At 72.1% G+C, this 25,626-nt stretch carries 23 protein-coding genes; 15 read left to right on the forward strand and 8 right to left on the reverse strand.

Translation table 11 applies throughout. The annotated features are described in order from the left end of the window. Positions 1-129: 129 nt before the first annotated feature. Positions 130-1,065, reverse strand: a complete 936-nt coding sequence (locus ABZ930_RS38755) for an NADP-dependent oxidoreductase (RefSeq protein WP_361559337.1) — start codon at positions 1,063-1,065, stop codon at positions 130-132. Between the two features lie 351 nt (positions 1,066-1,416). Between ABZ930_RS38755 and ABZ930_RS38760 the strand changes: the two genes are divergently transcribed. After that, entirely contained in the window at positions 1,417-1,560 is a 144-nt protein-coding gene (locus ABZ930_RS38760; RefSeq protein ID WP_361559340.1) for a hypothetical protein, read from the forward strand. 15 nt (positions 1,561-1,575) lie between these two features. Here the strand turns inward: ABZ930_RS38760 and ABZ930_RS38765 are convergent, their stop codons facing one another. Beyond that, entirely contained in the window at positions 1,576-3,141 is a 1,566-nt protein-coding gene (locus ABZ930_RS38765; RefSeq protein ID WP_361559343.1) for a metallophosphoesterase family protein, read from the reverse strand. Between the two features lie 130 nt (positions 3,142-3,271). On the opposite strand from ABZ930_RS38765, the gene ABZ930_RS38770 reads away from it, so the two are divergent. Both ABZ930_RS38770 and ABZ930_RS38775 read left to right on the forward strand, forming a co-directional pair. Beyond that, positions 3,272-4,324: a 3-isopropylmalate dehydrogenase gene (locus ABZ930_RS38770; RefSeq protein WP_361559346.1), complete on the forward strand. Its 1,053-nt coding sequence runs from the start codon at positions 3,272-3,274 to the stop codon at positions 4,322-4,324. Between the two features lie 262 nt (positions 4,325-4,586). Further along, positions 4,587-5,675: a branched-chain amino acid aminotransferase gene (locus ABZ930_RS38775; RefSeq protein WP_361559349.1), complete on the forward strand. Its 1,089-nt coding sequence runs from the start codon at positions 4,587-4,589 to the stop codon at positions 5,673-5,675. Positions 5,676-5,734: 59 nt separating this feature from the next. Here ABZ930_RS38775 and ABZ930_RS38780 read toward each other — a convergent pair whose 3' ends face one another. Together ABZ930_RS38780 and ABZ930_RS38785 are read right to left on the reverse strand one after the other, a co-directional pair. Next, positions 5,735-6,910: an NAD(P)/FAD-dependent oxidoreductase gene (locus tag ABZ930_RS38780; RefSeq protein WP_361559352.1), complete on the reverse strand. Its 1,176-nt coding sequence runs from the start codon at positions 6,908-6,910 to the stop codon at positions 5,735-5,737. Positions 6,911-7,031: 121 nt separating this feature from the next. Continuing rightward, positions 7,032-7,703 carry a TetR/AcrR family transcriptional regulator gene (locus tag ABZ930_RS38785; protein WP_361559355.1) on the reverse strand — a complete coding sequence of 224 codons (672 nt, stop codon included), beginning with the start codon at positions 7,701-7,703 and terminating at the stop codon, positions 7,032-7,034. 144 nt (positions 7,704-7,847) lie between these two features. On the opposite strand from ABZ930_RS38785, the gene ureA reads away from it, so the two are divergent. Genes ureA through ABZ930_RS38805 form a run of 4 tightly spaced genes read left to right on the forward strand, consistent with a single transcriptional unit; the run spans position 7,848 to position 11,913 of the window. Then, positions 7,848-8,555, forward strand: coding sequence for an urease subunit gamma (gene ureA, locus ABZ930_RS38790; RefSeq protein ID WP_361559358.1), 708 nt, complete (start codon positions 7,848-7,850; stop codon positions 8,553-8,555). Beyond that, complete coding sequence (locus ABZ930_RS38795) at positions 8,552-10,264, forward strand: urease subunit alpha (RefSeq protein WP_361559361.1); 1,713 nt, start codon at positions 8,552-8,554, stop codon at positions 10,262-10,264. The genes ureA and ABZ930_RS38795 overlap by 4 nt, the downstream gene beginning before the upstream one ends. Before the next feature lie 9 nt (positions 10,265-10,273). After that, positions 10,274-11,293 (forward strand): agmatine deiminase family protein, encoded by a 1,020-nt coding sequence (locus ABZ930_RS38800; protein WP_361559364.1) that lies wholly within the window; start codon positions 10,274-10,276, stop codon positions 11,291-11,293. 50 nt (positions 11,294-11,343) lie between these two features. Beyond that, positions 11,344-11,913: a TetR/AcrR family transcriptional regulator gene (locus ABZ930_RS38805; RefSeq protein ID WP_361559400.1), complete on the forward strand. Its 570-nt coding sequence runs from the start codon at positions 11,344-11,346 to the stop codon at positions 11,911-11,913. On the opposite strand, the gene ABZ930_RS38810 is transcribed toward ABZ930_RS38805, so the two are convergent. Genes ABZ930_RS38810 through ABZ930_RS38820 form a run of 3 tightly spaced genes read right to left on the reverse strand, consistent with a single transcriptional unit; the run spans position 11,897 to position 14,267 of the window. Continuing rightward, on the reverse strand, positions 11,897-12,757 hold the full coding sequence (locus ABZ930_RS38810) for a biotin-dependent carboxyltransferase family protein (RefSeq protein WP_361559367.1): 861 nt from the start codon (positions 12,755-12,757) through the stop codon (positions 11,897-11,899). The genes ABZ930_RS38805 and ABZ930_RS38810 overlap by 17 nt on opposite strands. Beyond that, positions 12,754-13,518, reverse strand: a complete 765-nt coding sequence (locus ABZ930_RS38815; protein WP_361559370.1) for an allophanate hydrolase subunit 1 — start codon at positions 13,516-13,518, stop codon at positions 12,754-12,756. The genes ABZ930_RS38810 and ABZ930_RS38815 overlap by 4 nt, the downstream gene beginning before the upstream one ends. Next, positions 13,515-14,267, reverse strand: coding sequence for a 5-oxoprolinase subunit PxpA (locus ABZ930_RS38820; RefSeq protein WP_361559403.1), 753 nt, complete (start codon positions 14,265-14,267; stop codon positions 13,515-13,517). The genes ABZ930_RS38815 and ABZ930_RS38820 overlap by 4 nt, the downstream gene beginning before the upstream one ends. 199 nt (positions 14,268-14,466) lie before the next feature. Between ABZ930_RS38820 and ABZ930_RS38825 the strand changes: the two genes are divergently transcribed. The 6 genes from ABZ930_RS38825 (at position 14,467) to cimA (ending at position 21,417) form a co-directional block, all read left to right on the forward strand. Further along, on the forward strand, positions 14,467-15,213 hold the full coding sequence (locus ABZ930_RS38825; RefSeq protein ID WP_361559373.1) for a DUF969 domain-containing protein: 747 nt from the start codon (positions 14,467-14,469) through the stop codon (positions 15,211-15,213). Beyond that, on the forward strand, positions 15,210-16,175 hold the full coding sequence (locus tag ABZ930_RS38830; RefSeq protein WP_361559376.1) for a DUF979 domain-containing protein: 966 nt from the start codon (positions 15,210-15,212) through the stop codon (positions 16,173-16,175). The genes ABZ930_RS38825 and ABZ930_RS38830 overlap by 4 nt, the downstream gene beginning before the upstream one ends. A 55-nt stretch (positions 16,176-16,230) precedes the next feature. Then, the gene (gene pcp, locus ABZ930_RS38835; protein ID WP_361559379.1) at positions 16,231-16,875 is read left to right on the forward strand and encodes a pyroglutamyl-peptidase I; all 645 of its coding nucleotides are present in this window, start codon (positions 16,231-16,233) and stop codon (positions 16,873-16,875) included. A gap of 220 nt (positions 16,876-17,095) precedes the next feature. Next, complete coding sequence (locus tag ABZ930_RS38840) at positions 17,096-18,067, forward strand: DUF2891 domain-containing protein (protein WP_361559382.1); 972 nt, start codon at positions 17,096-17,098, stop codon at positions 18,065-18,067. A 107-nt stretch (positions 18,068-18,174) separates the two neighbouring features. After that, entirely contained in the window at positions 18,175-19,488 is a 1,314-nt protein-coding gene (locus tag ABZ930_RS38845; RefSeq protein WP_361559385.1) for an MFS transporter, read from the forward strand. 297 nt (positions 19,489-19,785) lie between these two features. Continuing rightward, entirely contained in the window at positions 19,786-21,417 is a 1,632-nt protein-coding gene (gene cimA, locus ABZ930_RS38850) for a citramalate synthase (RefSeq protein WP_361559388.1), read from the forward strand. 69 nt (positions 21,418-21,486) lie between these two features. Here cimA and ABZ930_RS38855 read toward each other — a convergent pair whose 3' ends face one another. Beyond that, positions 21,487-23,325 carry a ricin-type beta-trefoil lectin domain protein gene (locus ABZ930_RS38855; RefSeq protein ID WP_361559391.1) on the reverse strand — a complete coding sequence of 613 codons (1,839 nt, stop codon included), beginning with the start codon at positions 23,323-23,325 and terminating at the stop codon, positions 21,487-21,489. A 207-nt stretch (positions 23,326-23,532) separates the two neighbouring features. On the opposite strand from ABZ930_RS38855, the gene ABZ930_RS38860 reads away from it, so the two are divergent. Both ABZ930_RS38860 and ABZ930_RS38865 read left to right on the forward strand, forming a co-directional pair. Then, positions 23,533-24,867 carry a hypothetical protein gene (locus tag ABZ930_RS38860; RefSeq protein ID WP_361559394.1) on the forward strand — a complete coding sequence of 445 codons (1,335 nt, stop codon included), beginning with the start codon at positions 23,533-23,535 and terminating at the stop codon, positions 24,865-24,867. Positions 24,868-24,929: 62 nt separating this feature from the next. Next, the gene (locus ABZ930_RS38865; RefSeq protein WP_361559397.1) at positions 24,930-25,517 is read left to right on the forward strand and encodes an SMI1/KNR4 family protein; all 588 of its coding nucleotides are present in this window, start codon (positions 24,930-24,932) and stop codon (positions 25,515-25,517) included. The last annotated feature ends 109 nt before the right edge of the window (positions 25,518-25,626 follow it).

The following is a 25,626-nucleotide window of genomic DNA, read 5'->3' on the forward strand; positions in this document are numbered from 1 at the left end:
ACTACGGCGGCAGCACGGTGGCGCGGCTGTTGGCCTTGGTCAGCACCAGGAGGCGGTGCTCGCGGCCTGAAGCGAGCGAAGCTCGCCCTCAGGGGCGCGGGGAACTGCGCGAGAAGAGGCCACCGGCCGTCAGCCGACCCCTGCGGCGAGCATCAGCACGATCTTGCCCTGGGTACGACCCGTCCCGCTGAGTTCATGGGCCTTGCCCGCCCCCTCCAGCGGCAGCCGGGCCGAGACGTGCGACCGGACCCGGCCGGCGGCCATCAGCGCGGCCACCTTCCCCAGCGTCGCCCCCGACGGCCGCACCGACACCGGCACGAACGTCACCCCGCGCGCCTGCGCGTCCCGCGTGGTCACCCCGGGGTCGGACAGCACCACCGAGGCGAGCAGACCGCCGGGCCGCAGGGTCGCCAGGGTGCGGGGCCCGTACGCGCCGCCGACGAGATCGAGGGCCACGTCGACCTCGCGCACCGTGCGGGCGAAGTCCGTCGTGGTGTAGTCGAGCGGCTCGTCGACCCCGAGATCCCGCAGGAACCCGTGCTTGTCGGCGCGGGCGGTCCCGATCACGTACGCGCCCTCGGCCTTGGCGATCTGCACCGCGATGTGCCCGACCCCGCCCGCCGCCGCATGGACCAGCACCCGGCGCCCCGGCGCCATGTGACCGGTGTCGACCAGGGCCTGCCAGGCGGTGAGCGCGGCGGCCGGGACCGCGGCGGCGTGTACGTGGTCGACCGTCGCCGGCTTCGGGGCGAGGTGTTCGGCGCGGACGACCACGCACTCGGCGTAGGCCCCGCCGGGGATCATGCCGAAGACCTCGTCGCCGGGCCGGAACCCGGTCCCGTCCCCGCCGCACGCCTCCACCACCCCGGACAGGTCCCGGCCGAGGGTGAACGGCGGATCGCCGAAGAGCGGCGCCTCGCCGGTGCGGGCCAGCCGGTCCACCGGGTTCACCCCGGCCGCGTGCACCCGGACCAGTACCTCTCCCGTGCCCGGCACGGGCCGTTCCACCTCGACCAGCTCCAGCACGTCGGGTCCGCCGAGCCGCCGCTGAGTGATCACACGCATGGTGGGACTCCTCCCCCAGGGGTCCGGCCGGGCCACCGCGGCCCGGCCGGTTCTGGGGTCCATCGTGGAGTCCGGCCGTGCCCCGCGCCATGGGCCCTCGGCGGGGTGGCGCGGATGTGGGGTCCGTCTCAGATAGTAGGAAGTCCGAGTAATTGTGGAGACAGAAGCAGAGACCTGCCCTAGCTTTGTAGGAGCCGAACGACTCGCCCGATCCGGCGAATGGCGGCCGTGAGCCGAGCACATGGCAGGCAACCCCTGCAGCTCTGGTTCCCCGCCCCTTCCGGCGCCTCGAAATCCCCGTGGGTCAGCGCTCTTCGCGCGACCTGATGCGATCTCAAGGAGTCGATCTCCATGGCCACTGCGACGCCCGCCCGCCGCCGAGTCCGCCACGTCTCTCCCTCCAGCGAAGCCGACCGCAGGGCGGCCAAGAGCGCCGCCGCCGCCCTCCAGCGCTCCTTCGACCGCAGGGACAACGGCGGGGAGACCGGTCACTGAGACCGGCCGGCCCCCTCAGGCCCCCCGCTTCACCTCGAAGTGGTCGATGCGCGTGCCGTCATGGGCCAGCGCCGACACTTTCAGGCGCGGGTGCGCGCCGGATTCCGCCTCGACCTTGAGCAGCGAGAATCCGCGATAGCGCACCCGTGACCAGTCCACGGTCTCGTTCCTGGCCTGCCCCGACTTCGTCGCCCAGACGAAGCTGTCGACGGGCCGGTGCGCTTGCTCGTGCCCCTCGTAGGTCTCCTTGCTGCCGGGCCGGAAGCCGTACAGATCACGGCCGCCGCCGCCCGCGGTGACGTACACGATGCCGTCGCGCACGGGGTCGGCCGTGCCGCCGATCGGAACGGCCCGGCCGACGGCCCCGCCGCGCAGCGCGTCGGTGCGCTCGTAGACGTGGTTGTGCCCGTTGACCACCAGGTCCACCCGGTGGTCGTCGAACAGGGGCAGCCACTCCTTGCGCACCCCGCCGTCGGAGGCGTGCGCCGAGGTCGAGTACGCGCAGTGGTGGAAGAACACGACGACGAAGTCGATGCCGTCCGCGGCCCGCAGCTTCTTCAGCGTGCGCTCCAGCCACGCCGTCTGACGCCCGCCGCTGTGGCCCAGGTTGGCCGTGATCTCGTAACTGACGTCGTTCGCGTCCAGCGCCACGACGCCGACGTTGCCGTAGCTGAACGTGTATGCGCCCGGCGTCGACTTCGCGTCGAAGCCGCTGTCCGGCAGGGACCAGCGGGCCAGTTGGCCGCCGTAGCCCTCGGGGGAGTACCAGGCCTCCATGTCGTGGTTGCCGGTCGTCACCATCCAGGGGACGGTGCGGGCCACCTGCTCGTTCTGCTTCAGGAACAGGTCCCAGAACCCCGGGTCGTAGCCGTCCGTCTTCTTGCCGTGCCCGGTGCCGTCCGCGTAGCAGAGGTCACCGGCGTGCAGGTGGAAGGCCGGATCCTGCTGGAGCATCAGATGGTCGCTCGACGCCGCCGTCTCCCCGACGCCCTGGTCGCCGAAGGCGGTGAAGGTGAAGGATGCCGGCGCGGCCGCCGGGGCCGTGCGGAAGTGCGCGATCGTCGCGCGGTGCGCGGTGTCGGCCGGGTCGAAGCCGTCGTGGCCGACGCCGTAGTAGTACGTCGTGCCCGGGGTCAGCCGGTCCAGCGCCGCGTGCACGTAGAACTGGTCGAGGGCCGGCCGGACGCCGTCCACCCCGGGGGTGTGCAGGTCGCGCACCTCCGCCGCGATCTTCCGGCCCAGGTCGTCGGGGCGCAGGCCGATGCGCACGTACGGCGAGCGGACCGCGCCCGGCACCTGCCAGGAGATCCGCATCCGGGTGCGCGGGTCCGTACCGAAGGCGAGGTGGCGGCCGAAGGGCGGCAGCGCCGAGCCAGGTGCCGCGGACGCCGAGGGCGTGGCCTTCGTCGTCCCGGCCGAGGGGCCGTCGCCCGCGCAGCCGGTGAGCAGCCCGCTCGCGACCGCGCCCGCCGTCACCAGCGCCCGTCGCCTGCCGAACGTCGCGCGCAGGTACTCGTACTGCTCCGGCATGCTCATCCGCCGTGCGAGCCGCGGCGGGATGCCGACGTCGGGGGTCTCCATGCGGGTCAACTTCCCAGCAGGTCCCAACTCCCGCCACACCAGGGGGTGAACAGCAGGCGACCGTACGGGAGCCTGTCCGGATCGTGGACAGCGAGTGTCATCCCATGGGACAGCGAGTACCGTGGCGGCCATGTCGGCAAGCTCTCGCATCCTGAATCTCGCAGTGATCCCCGGTGACGGTATCGGCCAGGAGGTCGTGGCCCAGGGTCTCAAGGTCCTCTCCGCCGTCCTTCCGCAGGATGTGAAGCTGGAGACCGAGGAGTACGACTTCGGCGCCAAGCGCTACCACGCGACCGGTGAGACCCTCACCGACGCCGACCTCGACTCCCTCAAGAAGCACGACGCCATCCTGCTCGGCGCCATCGGCGACCCGTCGGTGCCGTCCGGTGTCCTGGAGCGCGGCTTCCTGCTCAAGCTCCGCTTCGCCTTCGACCACCACGTGAACCTGCGTCCGTCGAAGCTGCTGCCCGGCGTCTCCACCCCGCTCGCCGGACAGCCCGAGATCGACTTCGTCGTGGTCCGCGAGGGCACCGAGGGCCCCTACACCGGCAACGGCGGGGTGATCCGCAAGGGCACCGAGCACGAGGTCGCCACCGAGGTCTCCGTCAACACCGCGTTCGGTGTGGAGCGTGTGGTGCGGGACGCGTTCGCCCGCGCCCAGGCCCGCCCGCGCAAGAAGCTCACGCTGGTCCACAAGAACAACGTGCTGACCTTCGCCGGTCACCTGTGGACGAACATCTTCAACAAGGTGGCGGCGGAGTTCCCCGAGGTCACCACCGATTACATCCACGTCGACGCCGCGACCATCTACCTGGTCACCGACCCGGCCCGGTTCGACGTGATCGTCACCGACAACCTCTTCGGCGACATCATCACCGACCTCGCCGCGGCCGTCTCCGGCGGCATCGGCGTCGCGGCGTCCGGGAACATCAACCCGGGCCGCGAGTTCCCGTCGATGTTCGAGCCCGTCCACGGCTCGGCCCCGGACATCGCCGGCCAGGGCAAGGCCGACCCGACCGCCACGGTCCTCTCGGTCGCCCTCCTCCTGCGTCACCTCGGCTTCGAGTCGCAGGCCGAGCGCATCGAGACCGCGGTCTCCGCCGACCTCGGCGAGCGCGGCGATTCCGTGCGCTCGACCGACGAGATCGGTGACGCGCTCGTCGCCCGAGTAGTAGCCGGCTGACCCGGCGCGCATTCCGTCAAGAGAAGCCGCCGGGTAGCCCACCAGCACCCGGCGGCTTCTCCTGTGCGGCCCCGAGGTGCCACCATCGACCCCGGGCCGCATCACCTTCCGCACTCGTCCGGCAGGCACGTTTCGAGCACACCCCCACGCGCGCGATAATCGAACGCGGGGCCGCGATCCACGCGAAAGCTCGGACGTCCTAGTACAAGGAGTGCAGACGTGAGCGCGGTCCGTCACAACCAACGGTGAAGGACACGCAACCATGACGACGCCCACGATCGAGCTCAAGCCCTCTTCGACCCCGCTGTCCGCCGCGGAGCGCGAGGCGATCCTGGAGAGCCCCGGATTCGGCCGCCACTTCACCGACCACATGGTGACGATCCGGTGGACCGAGGGCCGCGGCTGGCACGACGGACAGCTCGTGCCGTACGGCCCGCTCTCCCTCGACCCGGCGACGAACGTCCTGCACTACGCGCAGGAGATCTTCGAGGGCCTCAAGGCCTACCGCCAGCCCGACGGCTCCGTCGCCACGTTCCGCCCCGACATGAACGCCAAGCGCTTCCAGCACTCGGCCTGGCGCCTGGGCATGCCCGAGCTGCCCGTCGAGACCTTCGTCGAGGCCTGTGACCTGCTCGTCCAGCAGGACAAGGACTGGGTCCCGGCGCACGGCGGCGAGGAGTCCCTGTACCTGCGCCCGTTCATGATCGCGACCGAGGTCGGTCTCGGCGTGAAGCCGGCGTCCGAGTACCTCTTCATCGTCATCGCCTCGCCCGCCGGCGCGTACTTCTCCGGCGGCGTGAAGCCCGTCTCCATCTGGCTCTCCGAGGACCGCGTGCGCGCCGTTCCCGGCGGCGTCGGCGACGCCAAGACCGGCGGCAACTACGCCGCGTCCCTGCTCGCGCAGGCCGAGGCCGCGGCCAAGGGCTGCGACCAGGTCGCGTACCTCGACGCCGTCGAGCACAAGTGGGTCGAGGAGCTGGGCGGCATGAACCTGTACTTCGTGTACGGGGACCGGATCGTCACGCCGACCCTCACCGGCTCCCTCCTCGCGGGCGTCACGCGCGACTCCCTCCTCCAGGTCGCCCGCGACCTCGGCTACTCGTCGCAGGAGGACCGCGTCTCCATCGAGCAGTGGCAGGCCGACGCCGCGTCCGGCGAGCTGACCGAGGTCTTCGCCTGCGGCACCGCGGCCGTCATCACGCCCGTCGGCACCGTCAAGCGCGCGGGCGCCGAGTGGCAGCAGTCCGGCGGCGAGGCCGGCGAGGTCACGATGAAGCTGCGCAACGCGCTGCTGGACATCCAGCGCGGCAAGACGCAGGACGAGCACGGCTGGATGCACCGGCTCGGCTGAGCACCCGACGGCGAAGGGCCCCCGCACCGCGCACGCGGTACGGGGGCCCTTCGCCGTTCTCAGCCCTGCTCGGGCCCGAACCCCGCGAACAGGTCGAGCAGCCGCTGCTGCGCGTCCGGGCCGAACATCAGCGTGAGGTTGGCCGCCGACTCGGCCGCCGGCTCGGCGCTGCGCGGGAAGAGCTCCTTCTCGTACGCGGTCAGCGCGGCCTCCGGGTCGCCCCCGTGCTCGACGATCGCGCGGGCCAGCTCGGCGCCGTCGAACATGGCGAGGTTCGCGCCCTCGCCGGCGAACGGCGACATCAGGTGGGCCGCGTCGCCGAGCAGCGTGACGCCGGGCACCCGCTCCCAGGTGAGCCCGGCCGGGAGCGCGTGGATCGGGCGCGGCACCAACGAGCCGTCGGCGGCCCCGACCAGCGCGCGCAGCCGGGCGTCCCAGCCCTCGAACTCCGCGAGCACGGCGTTGCGCGCGGCCTCGGTGTCCGTGAAGTCGATCGAGCCGAGCCAGTCCTCGGGCGCCTTCACGGCGACGTAGGTGTGCACCCGGTCGTCGCTCTCGCGGTGCGTGAGCAGGGCGCGCCCGTCGCCGAGGGCGAAGGCGCTGCCGCCGCCGTTGAACGCGGCGATCTCCGCGTGCCGCGCGTTGCCCGGCAGCACGTCGGCCTCGACGAAGGAGATGCCGGTGTACGCGGGCCGGGCGTCGGTCAGCAGCGGGCGGATCCGGGACCAGGCGCCGTCGGCGCCGATCAGCAGGTCCGTCGTGAAGCGGCGGCCGTCGGCGAGGGTGACCAGGTGGCGGCCCGGTACGGCCTCGTCGGGCTCGGCGCCGGTGACCTTCGCGCCCCACCGGACGGTGCCGTCGGGCAGCGAGTCCAGCAGGAGGCGGCGCAGCTCGGCGCGGTTGACCTCGGGACGGCCGCCGTCGCCGGTGTCCGGCTCGTGGCGGACCAGGGTGCCGTCGGGGGCGATGACGCGGGTCTCCTCGCCGCCGGGCAGGACGATCGCGCGGAACGCGTCGTGGAGGCCGGCCGCGCGCAGCGCCGCCTGCGCGGTCTCCTCGTGCAGGTCGAGCATGCCGCCCTGGGTGCGGGCGTCGGCCGAGGCGTCCCGGTCGAGGACGGTGCAGGCGATGCCGTTCACGTGCAGGACGCGGGCGAGCACGAGGCCGCCGAGTCCCGCGCCGACGACGGCGACAGGGAGGTGGGGCGTGTGCGGGGTGGGGGTCGTGGTGTTCATGGTGGCCTCCCTGGATGCGGTGCGGCGGTGTCCGGTCTCTCCCCTCCACGGTAACGAACATGTTCGTAACGAACAAGTTCGTCGAGGGGTGTGCGGATCCCGGGACTCGGGTCCGCGCTGGTCAGAGGGGTGGTTCGGGGGCCGCTTCGATGCCCGCGATCAGTGTGGCGAGGCCCCAGTCGAGGCGTCCCGGGGCGCCCGCGACCAGTACGTCGGCGAGCCGGACGATCTCCGGGTGCCGGGCGGGCGACGCCTCGTTGATCGCGGTGAACGTGGCGTCCATCGACTCCGTGCCGTCGTCGCCCGCGTGCTCCGCGGCCGTCGCGGTCGCGTACTGAAGCAGCAGGTCCACGCCCCAGGCCGCGCGGGCGTCCGGAATGCCGCCCTCGCGCAGCAGTACGAGCACCGACTCCACCAGATCCAGGTAGTGCTCGCCCGAGGGGTGCACGGTCAGCGCGGAGCGGGCCAGCGACGGATAGCGGAACAGCATGTCGCGGTACGAGGCGAGCAGCCGGGTCAGCCGCTCGCGCCAGTCGCCCGCGGTGTCCCGGGCGGGCCCGAGGTCCACCTCGGCGAGGAGCGCGTCGAGCACGGCGGCGTGCAGCTCGTCGGTGTTGCGGACGTAGACGTACAGCGAGGCGGGCCCGGTGTCGAGCTCGGCGGCGAGGCGCCGCATCGTCACCTTGCCGAGCCCTTCGGCGCGCAGGACGCGCACGGCGGCGGTGACGATGCCGCTCCGGCTCAGGGCGGGCTTGGCGGGCCGCTCGCGGCGGCTGCGCGGAGTGCTGGTCACGGGCCCACGGTAGTCGCACCGGCTGGAGACCCCGCTGTTTAGACCGTCGCTCAATGGGCTATATGCCCAGCTCTTCCGGCATGGGTTCCCCTCGGCCGGGACAGCATTTAGAGTGGCATTCAAACCTTGAGGAGGTAGGACGGCGTGCGACTCACCCCGACCGAGCGCGACCGGCTGCTGCTGTTCGGCGCCGCGGAGCTGGCCCGCTCCCGCAGGGCCCGCGGGCTGCGGCTCAATGTGCCCGAGGCGACCGCGCTGATCGCGGACACCGTCTGCGAGGCGGCCCGCGACGGGAAGCGTCTCGCCGAGGCGATCGAGGCGGCGCGGTCCGTGCTCGGGCCCGACGACGTGCTGCCGGGCGTCGCCGACGTCGTCACCGAGGTGCACGTCGAGGCCGTCTTCGAGGACGGTTCGCGGCTCGCGATCGTGAGCGCCCCGATCGCGGGGGACGGGCTCGGCGACGACGCCCCGGGCGCCCTGCTGCCCGGCCCCGACCACGCCGACCCGGAGCCGGAGCTGACGCTGTCCGTCACCAACACGGCGTCCGTCCCCGTCTCGGTGACCTCCCACTTCCACTTCTTCGAGGCGAACCCGCGCCTGGACTTCCGTCGGGAGCGGGCCTACGGCATGCGGCTCGCGGTGCCCGCCGGCTCGTCCGTGCGGTTCGGGCCCGGCGAGTCCGCCGACGTCCCCCTCGTACCGATCGGCGGCGCGCGCGTCGCCATCGGTTTCGCGGGTCTCGTGGACGGGCCGCTCGACGCGCCCGGCGCCCGCGAGGAGGCGCTGCGCCGCGCCGCCGCCTGCGGCTATCTCGGAGTCGACAGCCCCGACGCAGAGGAGGCGGGCCGATGAGCCGCCCCGGAGGCCACCCCGCCGAAGCCCGCCGCCTGACCCCGTACGAGTACGCGGCCACGCACGGCCCGCGCGCCGGTGACCGGATCCGGCTCGGCGACTCCGGGCTGACGATCAAGGTCGAGTCGGACGCGCAGGCGTACGGCGACGAGTTCCTGGCCGGATTCGGCAAGACCGCCCGCGACGGACTGCACCTGAAGGCCGCCGCGGTCCGCGAGACCTGCGACGTGGTCATCTCGAACGTCGTCGTGATCGACGCCGCGCTCGGGATCAGGAAGGTCTCCATCGGCATCCGCGAGGGGCGGATCCACGCCATCGGACGGGCCGGCAACCCGGACACCCTCGACGGCGTCGACGTCGTCGTCGGCACGGGCACGTCGATCGTGTCGGGGGAGGGGCTCATCGCCACCGCCGGCGCCGTCGACACCCACGTCCACCTGCTCTCCCCGCGCATCATGGAGGCCTCCCTCGCCTCCGGCGTGACCACGATCATCGGGCAGGAGTTCGGCCCGGTCTGGGGCGTCGGCGTCAACTCGCCGTGGGCGCTCAAGCACGCCTTCTCCGCCTTCGACGCCTGGCCCGTCAACATCGGCTTCCTGGGCCGCGGTTCGTCCTCGCACGACGCCCCGCTGGTCGAGGCGCTCGCCGAGGGCGGCGCCTGCGGGTTCAAGGTGCACGAGGACATGGGCGCGCACACCCGCGCCCTGGACACCGCGCTGCGCGTCGCCGAGGACCACGACGTCCAAGTCGCCCTGCACAGCGACGGGCTGAACGAATGCCTGTCGGTCGAGGACACCCTCAAGGTGCTCGACGGCCGGACCATCCACGCCTTCCACATCGAGGGCTGCGGCGGCGGGCACGTGCCGAACGTGCTGAAGATGGCGGGCGTACCGAACGTCATCGGGTCCTCCACCAACCCCACCCTCCCCTTCGGCCGGGACGCCGTCGCCGAGCACTACGGCATGATCGTCTCCGTCCACGACCTCAAGCCCGACCTGCCCGGCGACGCGGCCATGGCCCGCGACCGGATCCGCGCCGGGACGATGGGCGCCGAGGACGTGCTGCACGACCTGGGCGCCATCGGCATCACCTCGTCCGACGCGCAGGGCATGGGCCGGGCGGGCGAGACCGTCCGCCGCACCTTCGCGATGGCCGGGAAGATGAAGGGCGAGCTGGGCGACCCCGGCGTCGGCCACGACAACGACCGCGTCCTGCGCTACATGGCGAAGCTGACCATCAACCCCGCCGTCGCCCACGGCCTCTCGCACGAGATCGGCTCCATCGAGCCCGGCAAGATGGCCGACATCGTGCTGTGGCGCCCGGAGTTCTTCGGCGCGAAGCCGCAGCTCGTGCTGAAGTCCGGCTTCCCCGCGTACGGCGTCGTCGGTGATCCGAACGCGGCCACCGACACCTGCGAACCCCTCGTCCTGGGACCGCAGTTCGGCGCGCACGGCGCCACCGCCGCCGAACTGTCCGTCGCCTTCGTGGCGCAGGCCGCCGTCGACGACGGGCACGACACGATGCCCACCCGCAGGCGCCGGGTCGCCGTCCGCGGCACCCGCGGCATCGGCCCGGCCGACCTGCGGTTCAACTCCCGCACCGGCGCCGTCGACGTGGACCAGCGCACCGGCCTGGTCACCCTCGACGGGGAACCGCTGCGCTCCGAACCGGCCGACTCCGTCTCCCTCAACCGTCTCTACTTCCTCTGAGGTCCCGCGATGACGTACTTCATGCCGCCCGAGTGGGCCCCGCACGAGCGCACCTGGATGGCGTGGCCGAGCCCCAACCCGACCTTCACCGACGACACCGAGCTGGCCGAGGCCCGTACCGCCTGGGCGGCCGTCGCCAACGCCGTGCGCGCGTACGAGCCGGTGACGATGGTCGTCGGCCCGGGACAGCACGGCTCCGCCCGCGAACTCCTCGACCCGGCCGTGGAGTTGGTCGAGCGGGACCTCGACGACGCGTGGATGCGGGACATCGGCCCCACGTTCGTCAAGCACGCCGACACCGGTGAACTGGCCTCCGTGGACTGGACGTTCAACGGCTGGGGCGCCCAGGACTGGGCCCGCTGGGAGCACGACGCGAAGATCGCCCGCCACGTCGCCGACCTCACCGGCGTCCCCGCCCACTCCTCGGTCCTCGTCAACGAGGGCGGCGGCATCCACGTCGACGGCGAGGGCACCGTGCTCCTCACCGAGACCGTCCAGCTCGACCCGGACCGCAACAACGGCTGGACCAAGGAGCGCGTCGAGGCCGAGATCCACGCCCGGCTCGGCACGACGAAGGCGATCTGGCTGCCGCGCGGACTCACCGGCGACTACGGCCAGTTCGGCACGCGCGGCCACGTCGACATCGTCGCCGCCTTCGCCGCCCCCGGCGTCGTCCTCGTCCACTCCCAGCAGGACCCCGCCCACCCCGACTTCGAGGTCAGCCGCGAGATCATCGGCGTCCTGTCCGGGCAGACGGACGCGCAGGGCCGCCCGCTGGAGATCGTCGAGGTCCCGGCCCCCACCGTCCTCACCGACGACGAGGGCTGGGTCGACTACTCGTACATCAACCACTACCTCTGCAACGACGGCGTGGTCCTGTGCGGCTTCGACGACCCGAACGACGAGAAGGCCGCGGCGATCTTCCGCGAGCTGTTCCCGTCCCGCACGGTCACCCTCGTCGACGCCCGGACCATCTTCGCGGCCGGGGGCGGCATCCACTGCATCACCCAGCAGCAGCCCGCGACGTGACCCGCCGTCACACGCCCGCCCCGCCCCGCGAGGACGTCCTCGCCGCGACCATGGTGATGATCGCCGAGCACGGCCTGGAGAAGCTGACCATGGCCGCGCTCGGCCGCGAGGTCGGCATGAGCAGCGGGCACCTCGCGTACCACTTCGGGTCCAAGGACGAGCTGTTGCTGCGCACCCTGGAGTGGAGCGAGGGACGGCTCGGCGCGGAGCGGCGGGAACTGCTGGTCGGTGACGGCAGCGCCCGGGAGCGCGTCGACGGTTACGTCGATCTGTACGTGCCCGGCGCGCACCGCGACCCGCACTGGTCGCTGTGGCTGGAGGTGTTCAACCGCTCGCAGAACTTCGACGACGACGCCCGCACCCGGCAGGCCGCCATCGAGGGCGCCTGGCACCGCGACCTGGTGGCGCTGCTCGCCGAGGGGATCTCCCGGGGCGAGTTCCGGGCCGTGGACCCGGACCGGTTCGCGGCCCGGCTGCGGGCGCTGCTCGACGGGTTCTCGATCCAGGTCGTGATCGGCCTGCGCGGCGCCGACCGCGCCGAAGTCCTCGCCCACGTACGGGAGTTCCTGGACGACGGACTCGCGGTCGGCGGCCCGGGAGGAATCAGCGGCTCGGCGTGAACCGGACCGGGATCCCCGGCACCGCCTGCGCCGCCGCGGCCAGGGCCTCCGGCGCCACCACGGCGATCACCGGGTAGCCGCCGGTCGTCGGATGGTCGTGCAGGAACACCACCGGGCGGCCGTCCGGCGGCACCTGCACCGCGCCCAGCACCATGCCCTCGCTGGGCAGTTCGCCCTCCGACACCCGCTCCAGGGACGGGCCCTCGGTGCGCAGGCCGATGCGGTTGCTCTGCGCCGACACGGTGAACGCGGCCGTCAGGAACGTGCGCAGGCCGTCCGGCGTGAACCAGTCCGCGCGCGGGCCGAGCCGCACCGGCAGGACCAGTTCGGCGGGCGGGGCGGGCCAGGGCGCCGCGGCGGGCAGCACCGGGACCGGGTGCGCCCGGCCCACCGGGAGCACCGTGCCCTCGGCGAGCGGGGCCGGGCCCAGACCCGACAGGAGATCGGTGGCGCGGCTGCCGAGCACCGGGTCGACGGCGATGCCGCCGGACACGGCGAGATAGGAGCGCAGGCCGCCGGTGGCCGGGCCCGCGTCGAGGACGGCCCCGGCGGGCACCCGCACCGGGGCGCCCCACGGCGCGGGGCGGCCGTCGAGGGTGACCGGGCAGGGGGCGCCGCCGACGACGATCGTCACCGGGCGGTCCGGGCGCAGGGCGCAGCCGGTCAGGGTCGTCTCCAGGACGGCGGTGCCCTCCGGGTTCCCGGCCAGCCTGTTGGCCAGCTCCATCGCGGGGGCGTCCAGGGCGCCGCTGCGGGGGACTCCCAGGTGGGCGTGGCCTCGGCGGCCGGCGTCCTGAATCGTGGTGAGGGCGCCGGGGCGGGTCACTGTCAGCTTGGTGGTCATCGTCCCTCGCCGTCGCTGCTTCTGTCGGCGGCCGACCGCGAGTGCGTCGTGGTTGCTCGCGCAGTTCCCCGCGCCCCAGGCATGACAAGCCCCTCCGGCGATTGAGGAGCGGGGTCCGGGGCGGAGCCCCGTGGCAGGGGTGCATAGCGGACCCGCGTCCCGGGCGACAGCAGTGCAGCCCGCTCCCGCGACGGATCCCACAGGACCGACGGGTCCGGCATCGTCCCGATGATCTGCCAGCCCCCCGGAGTCGCCCTCGGATACACGGCCGAGTACGGCCCGGCGAGGGCCACCGATCCGGCCGGGACCCGCGTACGCGGAGTCGCGCGGCGCGGCACGTGCAGCTCCTCGGGCAGCCCGGTGAGATAGCCGAAGCCCGGAGCGAAACCGCAGAATGCGACGCGGTACGTGTACGAGGAGTGCAGCGCCGCCACCTCGTCCTCGGCGACACCCCACAGCGCGGCCACGTCGGCCAGGTCGGGGCCGTCGTAGACCACGGGGACCGTGACGACGTCGCCGTCCGCCGGGGGAGTGGACGGCACGTCCCAGTCGCGCAGCCTGCGCGCCAGCGTCCCGGGGTCCGGCACCCCGTCGAGGAGGATCGTCCGCGCACCCGGCACGATCTCGCCGACCGGGGGCAGCGTGCCGCCCGCACGGCGGCGCAGCAGCTCCGCGTGCAGGGCGCCGGTGCGATCGGCGTCCGGCAGCTCGACGAGCAGGGCCTGCCGCCCGACGGGCCGCACCACCAGATCGCCGCTCACGCGAACGCACCCACCGTGACCCCGGCGTCCTCCAGGGCCGCCCGCACCCGCGCCGCGGTCCGGGCCGCTCCCGGGGTGTCGCCGTGCACGCACAGCGAACGGGCGGCGACCGCGACCCGGCTGCCGTCCACCGCCTCGACCCCGCCGTCCACGGCGAACCCGACCGCGCGGCGCACCACGGCGTCCGCGTCCTCGACCACGGCGCCGGGCTCGCGGCGCGGGACGAGGGTGGCCCCGGGGGTGTAGGCGCGGTCGGCGAAGGCCTCGCGGACCGGGGTGAGCCCCGCCTCCTCGGCGGCGGCGAGGAGACGCGACCCGGGCAGACCGAGGACGGGCAGCCCGCCGCCGGCCAGCCGCACGCCGTCGACGACCGCGCGGGCCTGCCCGTCGTCGCGCACGGTCCGGTTGTAGAGCGCGCCGTGCGGCTTCACGTACGCGACCGTGGACCCGGCCGCCTCCGCGAAGACCCGCAACGCGCCGATCTGGTACGCCACTTCGGCCGCCAGCTCGTCCGCCGGTACGTCCATGGCGCGGCGCCCGAACCCGGCGAGGTCGCGGTACGACACCTGCGCGCCGATCCGCACCCCGCGCTCGGCCGCGAGCGCGCAGACCCGGCGCATCACGCTGGGGTCGCCGGCGTGGAAGCCGCAGGCGACGTTGGCGCTGGTGACGACGGAGAGCAGGGCCTCGTCGTCGGTGAGCGTCCAGCGGCCGAAGCCTTCGCCGAGGTCCGCGTTGAGGTCGATCACGCCTGGGATTTCGTCCTGGATCACCTGCTCAACGTAAGCGATCGTTCAACAATCCGACAAGGGGTGGATTTGATGGGTGATGCGCCACAACCTCTTGTTCGATCGTTCAACGATCACCTAGGGTCCGTGCATCCCCCATGGAAGCGGAGCATCCGTTTCCATGCCCTCCCCGTGCCCTCGTCCTGAAGAAGGCGGCCGCATGATCGTGCTTCTCGGCGTGCTCGTGGTGATCCTCGGATTCGTCACGCGCCGCAATCCCGTCCTGGTGGTCGGCGTCGCCGGTATCGCCACCGGACTCCTCGGCAAGATGAACCCGCAGGAGATTCTCGCCGCGTTCGGCCACGCCTTCGCCGACAGCCGGTCGGTCACCGTCTTCGCCATCGTGCTCCCGGTGATCGGCCTCCTGGAGCGCTACGGCCTGCGCGAGCAGGCCCGCACCCTGATCGGGAAGCTCGGCAAGCTCAGCGCCGGCCGCTTCCTCACCGTCTACCTGCTGGTCCGCCAGGTCACGGCCGCGTTCGGGCTCAACAACCTGGGCGGCCCGGCGCAGACCGTGCGTCCGCTCGTCGCGCCGATGGCCGAGGCCGCCGCCGAACGCACCATCGGGGGGCGCAAGCTCCCCGACAGGATGCGCGAGAAGGTCCGCTCGTACTCGGCCTCCGCCGACACCGTCGGCGTCTTCTTCGGCGAGGACTGCTTCATCGCGATCGGCTCGATCCTGCTCATCACCGGCTTCGTGAACTCCACCTACCACCAGGAGCTCGAACCGACTCAACTCGCCCTGTGGGCGATCCCGTTGGCCGTCTGCGCCTTCGTCATCCACGGCGCCCGGCTGCTGCTGCTCGACAAGCAGCTGGAGCGCGAGATGGCGCTGGCCGCCGCCGAGAACGACCTCCCGCTGCCGCCGCAGAAGCCGGGACAGTCCCGTGAGGAGTCCGCCAAGTGATCAAGGTCGAATGGCTCTACTGGCTCATCGGTCTCGTCTTCCTGATCATGGCCGTCCAGATGGCGCGGGACGTCAGCAACCCCAAGCGCTGGACGTCCGCGGCGTTCTGGGGACTGCTCGGACTGACCTTCCCCTACGGCACCGGTGTCGTCGACGGCGGTGCGAGCTGGACCCTGCCCGCCGAACCGCTCGGGGTGGCCGTCCTCGTACTGATCGTGCTCGCCGGGTTCAACTTCATCGGCAAGGGCGTGCCGGTCACGACGACGCAGGAGCAGCGCGAGGCATCGGCGGCCCGGCTCGGGAACAAGCTCTTCATCCCCGCCGTCACCATCCCGATCGTCGCCATCGTCTGCGCGTCCTTCCTCGACGAGTCGGGCCTCTTCGAGACGGGCAAGGCCACGCTGATCGGGCTCGGGCTCGGCTGCATCGTGGCGCTGGTCGTCGGCATGCTGGTGACGGGCGAGCGCAAGGTCTCGGTCCCGATCCACTCCGGCCGCTCGATGCTGGAGGCGATGGGCTCGGCCCTGCTGCTGCCGCAGCTCCTGTCGGTGCTCGGCTCGATCTTCGCGGTCGCCGGGGTCGGCACGCAGGTCGGCAAGATCGTGAACGACGTCCTGCCGGACAACTCCAAGTACTTCGCCGTCGTCGCGTACTGCGTCGGGATGTTCCTGTTCACCGTGATCATGGGCAACGCGTTCGCCGCGTTCCCCGTGATGACCGCGGCGATCGGCTGGCCGGTGCTGATCCAGCAGATGCACGGCAATGAGGCGGGGGTGCTCGCGATCGGGATGCTCGCCGGGTTCGCCGGCACCCTGTGCACGCCGATGGCGGCCAACTTCAACATCGTTCCGGCATCGTTGCTCGAGCTGAAGGATCAGTACGGGCCGATCAAGGCGCAGCTGCCGACGGGTATCGCCCTGCTCGTCTGCAACATCGTGATCATGGCGATCTTCGCCGTCTAGTCGTGCCGGCCGTGTCAGCCGTGCCGGCCGTGCCAGTCGTTCAGGAGGAATGTCGATGACCCGGGTCCTGCTCACCGGATTCGAACCGTTCGGCGGGGAGGCCGTGAACCCGTCGTGGCAGGCGGCGGAGCTCGTCGCCGCCGCGCCGCCGGAGGGTCTCGCCGTCACAGCGGTCCAGCTCCCCTGCGTCTTCGGTGAGTCCCTGACCGTGCTGCGCGCCGCCGTCGACCGGGTGCGGCCCGAGCTCGTGGTCTGCCTCGGCCAGGCGGGTGGCCGTCCCGGCGTCACCGTCGAACGCGTGGCGATCAATGTCGACGACGCGCGCATTCCCGACAACGCGGGTGCCCAGCCGATCGACGAACCCGTCGTGCCGGGCGGTCCCGCCGCGTATTTCTCCTCCCTTCCGGTGAAGGCGTGCGTGGCGGCGATGCGCTCGGCCGGGGTTCCGACGGCGCTCTCCAACACGGCCGGCACGTTCGTCTGCAACCACGTCGCGTATGGCCTGGGTCATCTGCTGGCCACCGAACTTCCCGGCGTCCGGGGCGGTTTCGTCCATGTGCCCTGGGCCCCGGCCCAGGTCCCGGACGGGGGCGCTGCCGCGCTTCCGGTGGACGTGGTGGCGGCCGGAATCGGCGCCCTGCTCGTGGCCGCCGCCGCAACCACGACGGACCTGCGCATCACCGAGGGCGCGACCCACTAGCTGTTGTTCGCCGGGTGCGCCCCGGTGGGGGCTGGTCGCGCAGTTCCCCGCGCCCCTGAAATGCGCACTACGTGCGCCATTTCATCGGCGCCCCCCCGAGATGGCGCACGAAGTGCGCCTCCCGGGGGCGCGGGGAACTGCGCGACCAGCCACGACGAGACGCGCACCCGGCAGACGCAGCCCCCAGACCCCCACCCCACCAACCCCGAGAGGCCACCCCATGCTCACCCCGGAGGAAACCGCTCGGCTGGCAGCAGCCAACGTCACCCGGGAGTTCCCCAACTTCCCCGCCCACCTGGTGACCGCCGCCACCGAGAACACCCGCCCCAGCGCCCTGCACCCGGCGTTCTACGGCGCCTACGACTGGCACTCCTCGGTGCACATGCACTGGCTCCTCGTCCGCACCCTGCCGAAGCTGCCGACCGCCGTCGCGGCGCAGTACGCCGACGTACTGGACCGCCACCTGACACCGGCCCACCTCGCCACGGAAGCCGCCTACCTCCTGGACCGGCCCGGCTTCGAGCGCCCCTACGGCTGGGCCTGGCTCATCGCGCTCGCCGCCGAGACCCGGGACACCCGGTGGGGCCCCGCGTTCGGCACCGCCGTGGACGCGGTCGAGCGGCTGCTCACCCAGTGGCTGCCGAAGGCCACGTATCCCGTACGCCACGGCATCCACACCAACAGCGCCTTCGCCCTCGGCCTCATCCTGGACACCGGCGCGGCGGCCGGTCTCGGCGACGCCACCCTCGACGGCGTCCGCACCCGCCTGCGCGACTGGTTCGCCGAGGACCACGACGCGCCCGCCCATTGGGAGCCCTCCGGCCAGGACTTCCTGTCGCCCGCGCTGAGCGAGGCCGACGCGATGCGCCGGGTCCTGGGCGCGGCGGAGTTCGCGGAGTGGCTCGACCGGTTCCTGCCGGCGCTGCGCACGGGCGCGCCCTGCGCCCTGCTCGACGTACCGGTGGTCTCCGATCACGCCGACCCGTGGATCGGGCACCTCCTCGGCCTCGCCCTCTCCCGCGCGGCCGCGTTGCGCCGCATCGCGGGCGCGCTGCCCGAGGGCCCGGTGCGGACCCGCCTCGCCGAGGCCGCCGACGCCCATCTCGCGGCGGGCCTTCCGGCCGTCGACAGCGGCGACTTCACCACGGATCACTGGCTGGCCACGTTCGCGGAACTCGCCCGCCCCGCGTGATGCCGAAGGGGTGCGGCGGGCCGTGAACTCAATGAACGCAAGTAGGCGCGATCGTTGCGCGATGCACCCTTGTCACGCGGCCCGGCGTCCCCCCATCGTGGCCCCCCATGGGACGAGAGCAATGGAAGAAGATCCTGGTCGGATCGGCCGGGAACATGGTCGAGTGGTTCGACTGGTTCGTGTACGCGAGCTTCGCCACCTACTTCGCGGGAGCCTTCTTCCCCGACGGCAACCCGACCGCCCAGCTGATGAACACGGCCGGCATCTTCGCCGTCGGCTTCTTCATGCGCCCGGTCGGCGGCTGGCTGCTCGGCCGGGTCGGCGACCGCAAGGGCCGTAAGACGGCGCTGACCCTCACGGTCACCCTCATGTCCGCGTCGGCCGTGCTCATCGCGATCGCGCCGACCTACGCCGTCGCCGGATACGGCGGCGCCGTCGTCCTGCTCGTCGCGCGCCTGCTCCAGGGACTCTCGGTCGGCGGCGAGTACGCGGCCAGCGCCACCTACCTCACCGAAGCCTCCGACCCCAAGAAGCGCGGCTTCGCCTCCAGCTTCCAGTACGTGTCGATGACGGCCGGCCAGATCGTCGGCCTCGGCCTGCTGATCATCCTCCAGCGCACCATGACCGACGACGCGCTGCACGGCTGGGGCTGGCGCATCCCGTTCATCGTCGGCGCCCTCGGCGCGGCGATCATCTTCTACCTGCGGCGCAACATGCTGGAGACCGAGGTCTACGCGGAGTCGGCCGACGACGACGCCACGGTCGGCGGCGACGACAAGGGCACGATCAAGGCCCTGTGGGCGCACAAGCGCGAGGCGTTCCTCGTCATCGCGCTCACCATGGGCGGCACCGTGGCGTACTACACGTACACCACCTACCTCACCAAGTACCTGTCCAATTCGGCCGGACTGAGCAAGGAGACCGCCACCCTCGTCTCCTTCTGCGCGCTCGTCGTCTTCGCCTGCATCCAGCCGCTCGCGGGCGCGCTCTCCGACCGCATCGGACGCCGCCCCCTCCTGATCACCTTCGCCGTCGGCTCCACCTTCCTGACGGTCCCGATCATGACGCTGCTCCAGCACGCCGGATCCTTCTGGCCGGCCCTCGGCCTCGCCCTGCTCGCGCTGGTCGTCGTCACCGGCTACACCTCCATCAACGCCTGCGTGAAGGCCGAACTGTTCCCGACCGGCATCCGCGCCCTCGGCGTCGCCCTGCCGTACGCCCTCGCCAACGCCCTGTTCGGCGGCACCGCCGAGTACGTCGCCCTGTGGTTCAAGGACGGCGGCATCGAATCGGGCTTCTACTGGTACGTCGCCGGCTGCGCGGCCGTCTCCCTGATCGTCTACCTGACGATGCGCGAGACCCGCGACATCGACCTGAGCCGGGTCCAGCGGGCCGAGGCCGCACAGGAACAGCCCGCCTGACCGCATCGTGAGACCACAGTCCGGGACCGGCCCGGGCTGTGGCAGACTGCCGCCGTGCTCTCGTTCGCCATGATTATTGGCAGCAGGCGCGCCGGTCCGCAGTGACCGCCTCGTACGACCCGGTACGGGCGGACACCGTCGTCCTCGACCCGCGCGCAGACCTCTCGCACCCGCGAGGGGTTTTTCTGTTTCTCGGCCCACCCGAAGCCGGGGGAAGAGCGCGGGGGATCATAGATGGACGGTGGAGCCGGTCATTCCGGTACGACGACCGAGATTCCCAACAGGAGCCAGATCAGCATGAGCAGCAGCCCGAGCGAACGCACCGGCAGTACCACCGGCGAACTCGACGATTCCTTTCACGTCTTCGACACCACGCTGCGCGACGGCGCGCAGCGCGAGGGCATCAACCTCACCGTCGCGGACAAGCTGACCATCGCCCGGCACCTGGACGACTTCGGCGTGGGATTCATCGAGGGCGGCTGGCCCGGTGCCAACCCCCGCGACACCGAGTTCTTCGCCCGCGCGCAGGACGAGATCGAGTTCCAGCACGCCCAACTGGTCGCCTTCGGCGCCACCCGCAGGGCCGGCGCGAAGGCCAGTGAGGACCCCCAGGTCAAGGCGCTGCTCGACTCGGGCGCCCCGGTGATCACGCTGGTCGCCAAGTCCCACGACCGGCACGTCGAGCTGGCGCTGCGCACCACCCTCGACGAGAACCTGGAGATGGTCCGCGACACGGTCTCGTACCTGGTCGCCCAGGGCCGCCGCGTCTTCGTCGACTGCGAGCACTTCTTCGACGGCTACCGCGCCAACCCCGCGTACGCCAAGGCCGTCGTCCGCGCCGCGCACGAGGCCGGCGCCTCGGTCGTCGTGCTCTGCGACACCAACGGCGGGATGCTCCCCGCCCAGGTCCAGGCGATCACGCACACCGTCCTGGACGACACCGGCGCCCGGCTCGGCATCCACGCCCAGGACGACACCGGCTGCGCCGTCGCCAACACCCTCGCCGCCGTCGACGCCGGCGCCACCCACGTGCAGTGCACGGCCAACGGCTACGGCGAGCGCGTCGGCAACTCGAACCTCTTCCCGGTCGCCGCCGCCCTGGAGCTGAAGTACGGCAAGAAGGTGCTGCCCGAGGGCGCGCTGCGCGAGATGACCCGCATCTCCCACGCCATCGCCGAGGTCGTGAACCTCACTCCCTCCACGCACCAGCCCTACGTCGGTGTCTCGGCCTTCGCCCACAAGGCGGGCCTGCACGCCTCCGCCATCAAGGTCGACCCGGACCTGTACCAGCACATCGACCCCGAGCTGGTCGGCAACCGCATCCGGATGCTGGTCTCCGACATGGCGGGCCGCGCCTCCATCGAGCTCAAGGGCAAGGAGCTCGGCGTCGACCTCGGCGGCGACCGCGAGCTGGTCGGCCGGGTCGTGGAGCGCGTCAAGGAGCGCGAGCTCCAGGGCTACACGTACGAGGCCGCCGACGCCTCCTTCGAACTGCTGCTGCGCGAAGAGGCCGAGGGCCGGGCGCGGCGCTACTTCCGCGTCGAGTCCTGGCGGGCCATCGTCGAGGACCGCCCCGACGGCACCCACGCCAACGAGGCGACCGTGAAGCTCTGGGCCAAGGGCGAGCGCATCGTCGCCACGGCCGAGGGCAACGGCCCGGTCAACGCCCTCGACCGCGCCCTGCGCGTCGGCCTGGAGCGGATCTACCCGCAGCTCGCCAAGCTGGAACTGGTCGACTACAAGGTCCGCATCCTGGAGGGCAAGCACGGCACGTCCTCCACGACCCGCGTCCTGATCTCCACGACCGACGGCTCCGACCAGTGGTCCACGGTCGGAGTCGCCGAGAACGTCATCGCGGCGTCGTGGGGCGCCCTGGAGGACGCCTACACGTACGGGCTGCTGCGGGCCGGCGTGGAGCCGGTCGAGTAGGTCCCGCTCGGAGCGGGGTTTCGGGGCTCCGCCCCGGACCCCGCTCCTCAAGCGCCGGAGGGACTTGAATTACTGCAGCGTCCACTTCTGGTTACCGGCCCCGGTGCACGCCCAGATCTGCGTGGCGACCCCGTCCGCCGACGAATTGCCCGTCACGTCAAGGCACTTGTCGGCCGAGGCGTTCACCAGATCACCGGACGGTTCGAGCCGCCACTGCTGCGCCCCCGAGCCGTTGCAGTCGTAGAGCTGCACCTTCGCCCCGTTCGCCGTCGAACCCCCGGACACATCGAGGCACTTGCCCAGCGCCCGCACGGTCCCGTCGGCCTTGAGCGTCCAGGTCTGGTTCTGCGAACCGGAGTAGCAGGTCCAGATCTGGGCGGCCGTCCCGTTGGCCGTCGAGCCGTCCTTCACGTCGAGGCACTTGCCGCCCAGGCCGTGCAGCGCGCCGGTGCGGTCGGCGGCGCCGGACGGCGTGCCGCTCCAGGTGAACGTCGCCGACGTCTTGCCCGGCAGCGAGTAAGTGACGTGCTGGCCGCCCCAGTTGATCGTGACGTCCTTCGCGGCGGAGGCGTCGTTGTAGGCGAGCAGCGCCTTCGAGCCGTCGGTGTTGCGCCAGGCGACGTTCGGCACCGTGGACGACGCGGTCGAGGCGATCCGCGAGGCCCCCGGCCGGACGAACTTCGTCAGGTGGCCCATCGTGTAGTACTCGATGTTGTAGTCGACCTTGCCGCTGTTCGCGTCGCCGTTGTGGACGGTGATCAGCCCGTCGCAGGTCCCGCAGCCGCCGTTGTGCGGGCCGCGGTTCTGGTCCACGGCCAGCGACCACTTCGTCACCGACTTCGCCCAGTTACGGGTGTAGTCGATGATGTTCATCATGTCCTCGCGCTGCTGGTTCGCGATCCAGGTGCCGCCGGAGTGCTCGGTCTGGAAGGCGTCCAGGGACGGGTACTTGTCGTGGATCTCGGTCTGCTTGGCGACGTCGCCGCCGTAGCCGTGCCAGGCGATGCCGCCGAAGTTCGGGTGGCTGCGCACCGCCGCGTCGTCCACGGTCGGGGCGGCGTAGGCGTCGTAGGTGTCCCAGTTCCAGTCGTGGGCGAGGACCTTGGTCTTCACGCCCGCGCCCGCCAGCTTCGGCAGCAGCTCGCTCTTGGTGAAGTACGCGAGCCCGGAGCCGTTCCAGCTCATCGACGGATAGCCCGAGCAGCAGGTCGGCTCGTTCTGCGCGGTGACGTAGTCGATCGGCACCCCGGCCGCCTGGTAGCCCTGGATGTACTTCACGAAGTACGAGGCGTACGCGCCGTAGTTCTCGGCCTTCAGCCAGCCGCCGTTGAGCTGGCCGCTGTCCTTCATCCAGGCCGGGGCGGTCCACGGCGACGCCATCACGGTCGCCGCCGGATTGAGCTGCTTGGCCTGCTTGGTCAGCGGCAGCACGTCGGCCTGGTCGTGGGCGAGGGAGAACTTCGCCAGCGTGGGGTCGCTCTGCCCGGCGGGGACGTCGTCGTACGTGTAGCCGGAGCGGGCGAGGTCCGAGCCGCCCATGGGGTTGCGGATGAAGGAGAGCCCGATGCCGTCGGTCGACGAGAACAGCTTCTTCATCGTCGCGTCCCGGGTGGCCTGGGACAGCGCGCCGCTGCTGTTCATCAGCCAGGCGGCGGTGTCCGTGAAGGACGCGCCGCCGCCGGTGAACGTCTGGTAGCGGGTGTTCTCGTCGACGGTGATCGTCGTGCCGGACGAGCCGGTGCCCGACTGGAACGCCGTCGGGGTCTGCTGCGCCAGGCCGCGCGTGACGTGCCGGCCGCCGCTGTCGTCCGTGGTGGTCAGCCAGACGGCGACCGGTTCACCGGCGGCCTGCGCGGTGCCGGCGGAGACTCCGAGGAGCCCGGCGGCGGTGAGGATCCCGGCCAGCAAAACCCGGGCCGACCGGCCCGCTCGTGCCGATCTTGGTGATCGTGTGGGGGTGTGCACGATGCCTCCTGTGTCCCGTGAAGCTCAACAGTCCACTTTCATGGCTTAGTTCAAGACGTGAGTTAAAGGGCGTTCCATGTGCGCGTCAAGACTTCACGTCACGAATGCTCCGACCCGCCATTCACACCCCGACTGGGTTAGCGTCGGAGTATGAGGCCCACTCTTGCGGCCCTCGCCGCGACCCTCCTCGCGTTCGGCGCCCCGGTGGCCATGGCGCCCGGCGCGGCCGCCGCGACGGACGTCTCCACGGTCGCGGACGCCCTGGAGAAGAACCCCGTCTACGTCGACCCGGCCGCCCGCACCGCGCTGACCTCGGCCGATGTCGACTCCCTCACCAAGACGATCAAGGACGCGGACAAGCCGGTGATGGTGGCGGTGCTGCCCGCGGACTTCCCCAAGAAGGACCTGTTCACCGATCTGCGGACCAAGACCGGGATCGTCGGCGTGTACGGCGTCCGGCTCGGGGACGCCTTCGACGCGCGCGCCGACAGCTCCGTGATGTCCGCTTCCGCCGTTCACAACGTGACGACGAGCGTCCGGGGCGAACCGGCCCGGCAGCAGCTCGACGACTTCGTCACCACCGCCGTACGGACCGCCAAGGGCTCGGCGCCGTCCTCCTGGGGCGGGAGCGGCGACTCCGGCGGGGTGCCCGTCGGCGCGCTGGCGGGCCTCGGGGCCGTCGTGATCGTCGGCGGCGCGGGCGCCTACGCCCTCGCCCGCCGCAATCGGCGCAGGCGCGAGGCGGAGCAGCGGGCCGCCCTGGAAAAGCTCCGGGTCGTCGTCGACGAGGACATCACGGCCTTCGGCGAGGAACTGGACCGGCTCGACTTCCACCCGGCCGAGGCCGGCGCCGACGACTCGATGCGGGCCGACTACGAGCGGGCGCTCGACGCCTACGAGAAGGCCAAGCAGTACATGGCCGCGGCCGAGCGCCCCGAGGACGTGCGCGGGGTGACCGAGGCGATCGAGGACGGCCGCTTCTCGCTCGCCCTGCTGGCCGCCCGCCGCGAGGGCCGCCCGCTGCCCGAGCGCCGCGCCCCCTGCTTCTTCGACCCCCGGCACGGCCCCTCCGTCGAGGACGCCGAGTGGACGCCGGCCGGGGGATCGCCGCGCGAGGTCCCGGTGTGCGCGGCGGACGCGGCCCGGCTGCGGGACGGCGCCGAGCCGTTGGTGAGGACCGTGGACACGGGCGCGGGGGAGCGGCGCCCGTACTACGACGCGGGCCCGGCCTACGGGCCGTGGGCCGGCGGCTACTTCGGCGGCGGCATCCTGCCCGGCCTGCTGTTCGGCACGGTCCTCGGCTCGATGATGGCGAGCCCCGCGTACGCCGCGGACTACGGCTCCGGGTACGGCGACTTCGGGGGCGGCTACGAGGGCGGCGACGTCTCCGGGGCCGACTTCGACACCTCGGACTTCGGTGACTTCGGCGGCGGCGGCGACTTCGGCGGTGGCGGAGGCGGCGGGGACTTCGGCGGCGGATTCTGAGAGAGGCTCTCAACTCGGCCCCTCTGCGGTTCAGTTGACCGCCCGGCGCTACGGTGACGGTCATGAGCGGTGAGATGCGTGACGGGTGGGCGAGGCAGGCGGCCATCGAGGCGCGGCAGGTCGACGACGCCTGGGAGCGCATCGAGACCTGGCTGCACCGCAACGCCCCGGCGACCGCGGCCCTGCTCCGCCCCGGTGCCACGGACGACGAACTCGCGGCCTTCGAACGGGAACTGGGAGTGCGCATACCCGCCGGTCTGAAGGCGCTGTGGCGGCGGTGCCCGGGGGCGACGGCGGTCGACGGAGTGGTGGCGGACTTCCTGCTGGGACGCTGGGCCCCGATGACGTTCGACGCTGTGCTGGAGACCTACCGCATGCAGATGGGCATGCGAGTCACCATGGACGAGTACGTGTCCTGGCGGCCCTCCTGGATCCCGTTCGCCTCCTTCGGCCCGCACGACACCGTCTCCGGGCTGTGCCTCGACGCCGAGACGGGAAAGATCTGGGAGTGGTCGAGGTACGCCGAGCGCACCCTGATCCACCCGTCGCTCTCCGTGTACCTGGAGGACATGGCGGACGCCCTCGACCTGCCGGAACTCACACCCGGAGCGTTGCCCCGGGTGCGCGAGGGCGCCCTCGTGTGGGCCTGACAGGCCCTAGGGCTTGTCCGGCGGATCTTGTCGCGGGCGCGGGGTCTGGCACGCCGACCTGCGGCGTTGTCGTCGGTTGCCAACGCTCCGCGTTGACGCCCTCCTCCGC

Origin of the sequence: Streptomyces sp. NPDC046716 (assembly GCF_040645755.1) — a bacterium.
GTDB lineage: Bacteria > Actinomycetota > Actinomycetes > Streptomycetales > Streptomycetaceae > Streptomyces.

What these genes read in the sequence shown, in the direction of transcription:
- ABZ930_RS38755 (WP_361559337.1), bottom strand. Translation starts at nt 1,065, where the DNA reads ATGCGTGTGATCACTCAGCGGCGGCTCGGCGGACCCGACGTGCTGGAG.
- ABZ930_RS38760 (WP_361559340.1), top strand. Translation starts at nt 1,417, where the DNA reads ATGGCCACTGCGACGCCCGCCCGCCGCCGAGTCCGCCACGTCTCTCCC.
- ABZ930_RS38765 (WP_361559343.1), bottom strand. Translation starts at nt 3,141, where the DNA reads ATGGAGACCCCCGACGTCGGCATCCCGCCGCGGCTCGCACGGCGGATG.
- ABZ930_RS38770 (WP_361559346.1), top strand. Translation starts at nt 3,272, where the DNA reads ATGTCGGCAAGCTCTCGCATCCTGAATCTCGCAGTGATCCCCGGTGAC.
- ABZ930_RS38775 (WP_361559349.1), top strand. Translation starts at nt 4,587, where the DNA reads ATGACGACGCCCACGATCGAGCTCAAGCCCTCTTCGACCCCGCTGTCC.
- ABZ930_RS38780 (WP_361559352.1), bottom strand. Translation starts at nt 6,910, where the DNA reads ATGAACACCACGACCCCCACCCCGCACACGCCCCACCTCCCTGTCGCC.
- ABZ930_RS38795 (WP_361559361.1), top strand. Translation starts at nt 8,552, where the DNA reads ATGAGCCGCCCCGGAGGCCACCCCGCCGAAGCCCGCCGCCTGACCCCG.
- ABZ930_RS38800 (WP_361559364.1), top strand. Translation starts at nt 10,274, where the DNA reads ATGACGTACTTCATGCCGCCCGAGTGGGCCCCGCACGAGCGCACCTGG.
- ABZ930_RS38805 (WP_361559400.1), top strand. Translation starts at nt 11,344, where the DNA reads ATGGTGATGATCGCCGAGCACGGCCTGGAGAAGCTGACCATGGCCGCG.
- ABZ930_RS38810 (WP_361559367.1), bottom strand. Translation starts at nt 12,757, where the DNA reads ATGACCACCAAGCTGACAGTGACCCGCCCCGGCGCCCTCACCACGATT.
- ABZ930_RS38825 (WP_361559373.1), top strand. Translation starts at nt 14,467, where the DNA reads ATGATCGTGCTTCTCGGCGTGCTCGTGGTGATCCTCGGATTCGTCACG.
- pcp (WP_361559379.1), top strand. Translation starts at nt 16,231, where the DNA reads ATGACCCGGGTCCTGCTCACCGGATTCGAACCGTTCGGCGGGGAGGCC.
- ABZ930_RS38840 (WP_361559382.1), top strand. Translation starts at nt 17,096, where the DNA reads ATGCTCACCCCGGAGGAAACCGCTCGGCTGGCAGCAGCCAACGTCACC.
- ABZ930_RS38845 (WP_361559385.1), top strand. Translation starts at nt 18,175, where the DNA reads ATGGGACGAGAGCAATGGAAGAAGATCCTGGTCGGATCGGCCGGGAAC.
- cimA (WP_361559388.1), top strand. Translation starts at nt 19,786, where the DNA reads ATGAGCAGCAGCCCGAGCGAACGCACCGGCAGTACCACCGGCGAACTC.
- ABZ930_RS38860 (WP_361559394.1), top strand. Translation starts at nt 23,533, where the DNA reads ATGAGGCCCACTCTTGCGGCCCTCGCCGCGACCCTCCTCGCGTTCGGC.
- ABZ930_RS38865 (WP_361559397.1), top strand. Translation starts at nt 24,930, where the DNA reads ATGAGCGGTGAGATGCGTGACGGGTGGGCGAGGCAGGCGGCCATCGAG.